This window comes from Microcoleus sp. S13_C3 (genome assembly GCF_036700905.1).
Taxonomy (GTDB): Bacteria; Cyanobacteriota; Cyanobacteriia; order Cyanobacteriales; family Microcoleaceae; genus Microcoleus.
On sequence record NZ_JAUBPT010000066.1, the window covers coordinates 8,981 to 11,824 of the forward strand.

The following is a 2,844-nucleotide window of genomic DNA, read 5'->3' on the forward strand; positions in this document are numbered from 1 at the left end:
TCCGTGACAAGCATCACAAATTTAAGAGATCCAAGTCACTGGGCATCTAAGTCTCGGTCACAGATTTTTAACCAAAAAATCACACCGTGTCAATGTTTTCGATCGCCTTTGAAGTCCCTCCCAGAGTGGATAATAAAAATACAACAAGCCTGTTAAAATTTTATCTGTCTCAATCAACTAGGAGGTTTATCATGTCAGTATCCCAAATGACACTCGAAGAGTTATTTGGTCAGGTCATGTTCTCCAGCGTCGTGACTCGCCACGACCGGAGACAGCTCAGATCTGCACTCTTAGAAAGAACACTGAATGAAGATGAGTATGCCATCATCAACCGACTGCTGTACAACGTTCGCCGCGGTTGGGTAAAAATTGTCGATTAAAGACCTGGCAGCCACTCCCTTTGGGGGAGTTAATACCATTTTCGATTTTCGATTTTCGATTTTCGATTTTCGATTAAAGAGTTGGTGATTACTGATAACTATCGGGGTAGAGATCGCGGGCTTACAGTTACATTTTTTGGGAACTCGTTACAAGTAGAACTTGCCAATTCGGGAAGTTTTTTGTGTTTAATAGTTGGCTCGAAAGTGTGATGTGTGTGACCAGTGTGTTAATTATCAAAATCTCGCTACACATCAGCCTATAGGTAGAGATAATTATAAAGTAACAGGTTTCGGGTGCATCTCTACTTGTTGAAAACTTGTGAGTTTTGAGTTAGTAACTGAGAAGTTATAATTAACTCAAAACTCATAATTTTTTGGAGGTGAGATGGGAGATGGGAGAGTGGGAAAACTGATGAATATCAGGGTTGAGAGCCGTTAAAAAGTTGATATTTTATAAACGGGTATTAAAAATCAAAACTATAAGCTGTTTCCGGTTGAGGAGGAGTGTGCGATGGGAGCATCTCAATGAAAGCAGCCCTCCGCTAGAAATTGGAGTCAGGAGTCAGGAGTCAGGAGAAAAGAGTCAGAAGGAAGAAGGAAGGAGCCAGAAGAAGTGTTTTTACAAATATGAGATGCTCCCTGTGCGATCGTACAAGCACACCGAGTCGCATTGGTCGATCGACCATTCCGGCAATTTGAGCTCAGAAGTGTCAAAATATTAACAACCAGTTCATCCCCAAAATATATGGCTCCCGCCGTTTTAATTGAAAATCTTCAGAAACGCTACGGCACTGTAGAAGCCGTTAAAGATGTTTCCTTCAAGGTAGAACCGGGGGAAATATTTGGTTTGCTAGGCCCCAACGGTGCAGGCAAAACCACAACCCTGCGGGTACTTTGTACTTTGAGTGCGCCCGATAGCGGACGCATTGAAGTGTCTGGCATTTCTGCTGTCAGTCAGCCGAGAATTGCCAGACAAAGACTAGGCTACGTGGCCCAAGAAGTGGCTCTGGATAAGGTGCTGACGGGGCGGGAACTCCTGCAACTGCAAGCAGCGCTTTACCATTTGCCGCGCAATACCATTAAAGGGCGGATTGACGAAATGGTGAAACTCCTCGGTTTGGAGGAGTGGGAAAATAAAAAGACGGGCACTTATTCCGGCGGTATCCGCAAACGCCTCGACTTAGCTGCTGGGTTGCTTCACCAGCCGGATGTTTTGGTGTTAGACGAACCGACTGTCGGGCTCGATATTGAAAGCCGGGTGGTTGTGTGGGATTTCCTGCGCCGCTTGCGGGAGGAAGGTACGACGGTTTTGATTACCAGCCATTATCTCGAAGAAGTTGACGCTTTGGCCGATCGCGTGGCGATTATTGACAAGGGTACGGTGATTGCACAGGGCACGCCGGAGGAGTTGAAAAATCGGGTTGGGGGCGATCGGGTGACTCTGCGGATTCGGGAGTTTTCGCCGATGGAAGAAGCTGAAAAAGCTAAAAATCTAATGCAATCGCTGCCTTTTGTGCAGGAAGTAATTGTCAACACGGCTCAAGGAAATTCTCTCAATTTAGTAGTAACACCGCAAAGCGATGCGCTGGTGACTATTCAGCAAGCTTTAAAAGATGCGGGATTGCCTACTTTTGGGATTGCTCAATCTCGGCCGAGTTTGGATGATGTGTATTTGGCTGCGACTGGTAAGACGCTGTTGGATGCGGAGTTGGCTGCTGCTAGCAACCGCGATTTGAAGGCTGAGCAAAAACAGGCGATGCGATCGTAGTTTGAGGGAAGAGGGAAGTTCGGCAACGGATTTTGACACGGATACACGGATTAATTGAGGAAAGTTGGGGGGATGCTCTTTGGGATAACTCCGCGCGACTAAAGAAACCGGGTTTTTTACCGAATCTGCGGGCTGCAACCTGTGTATTTTCGTAAAAAAACCCGGTTTCTGACCACCCGTGGGTAAGTCCTATAGAATCTAAAATACAATCGTAATTTTGGGGGATATTAATAGATGAATCTTGTTTTGGAAGTTGAAGCGCCTCCTTTTCGAGAAGATGCAACAGGTGCTATTCGGGTGGGAAACTCAAGAGTTTTGCTGGAATTGGTGATTCGAGCTTTTCAGAATGGTGCGTCGCCGGAATCTATTGTGCAGCGTTATTCAACTCTGTCGTTGTCGGATGTCTATAGTGCGATCGGCTATTATCTCCGACACCAAGAAGCAGTGGAAACTTATCTCAATTATCGCGAGCAATTAGCAGATTCCGTCCGTCAGCGTTTGTTGGATATTCAACCGGATCTGGGCGTTGTGCGATCGCGCTTGTTAGCCCAAAAAAATCTTGTTTACTGAACCCGGTTTGTAAGGTGCGTCGCTGTGAGATTGTCGATATTTTTGAGGATTTTTAATGGCGACGCACCCTACAGCAACTGAACCCGGTTTGTAAGGTGCGTCGCTGTGAGATGGTCGATCTTTTTG

4 protein-coding genes are annotated in these 2,844 nt (G+C 46.0%); all 4 read left to right on the forward strand.

The window, feature by feature from the left end; genetic code table 11:
* The first annotated feature begins 191 nt into the window (after window positions 1–191).
* Window positions 192–380 carry a hypothetical protein gene (locus QUA16_RS18645; RefSeq protein ID WP_015175516.1) on the forward strand — a complete coding sequence of 63 codons (189 nt, stop codon included), beginning with the start codon at window positions 192–194 and terminating at the stop codon, window positions 378–380.
* 506 nt (window positions 381–886) lie between these two features.
* The gene (locus tag QUA16_RS18650; protein WP_333104892.1) at window positions 887–1,102 is read left to right on the forward strand and encodes a hypothetical protein; all 216 of its coding nucleotides are present in this window, start codon (window positions 887–889) and stop codon (window positions 1,100–1,102) included.
* A 23-nt stretch (window positions 1,103–1,125) separates the two neighbouring features.
* Window positions 1,126–2,148, forward strand: coding sequence for an ATP-binding cassette domain-containing protein (locus QUA16_RS18655; protein ID WP_333104893.1), 1,023 nt, complete (start codon window positions 1,126–1,128; stop codon window positions 2,146–2,148).
* 234 nt (window positions 2,149–2,382) lie between these two features.
* Complete coding sequence (locus tag QUA16_RS18660) at window positions 2,383–2,718, forward strand: DUF433 domain-containing protein (protein ID WP_333104895.1); 336 nt, start codon at window positions 2,383–2,385, stop codon at window positions 2,716–2,718.
* Window positions 2,719–2,844: the final 126 nt, after the last annotated feature.

What these genes read in the sequence shown, in the direction of transcription:
- QUA16_RS18645 (WP_015175516.1), top strand. Translation starts at nt 192, where the DNA reads ATGTCAGTATCCCAAATGACACTCGAAGAGTTATTTGGTCAGGTCATG.
- QUA16_RS18655 (WP_333104893.1), top strand. Translation starts at nt 1,126, where the DNA reads ATGGCTCCCGCCGTTTTAATTGAAAATCTTCAGAAACGCTACGGCACT.
- QUA16_RS18660 (WP_333104895.1), top strand. Translation starts at nt 2,383, where the DNA reads ATGAATCTTGTTTTGGAAGTTGAAGCGCCTCCTTTTCGAGAAGATGCA.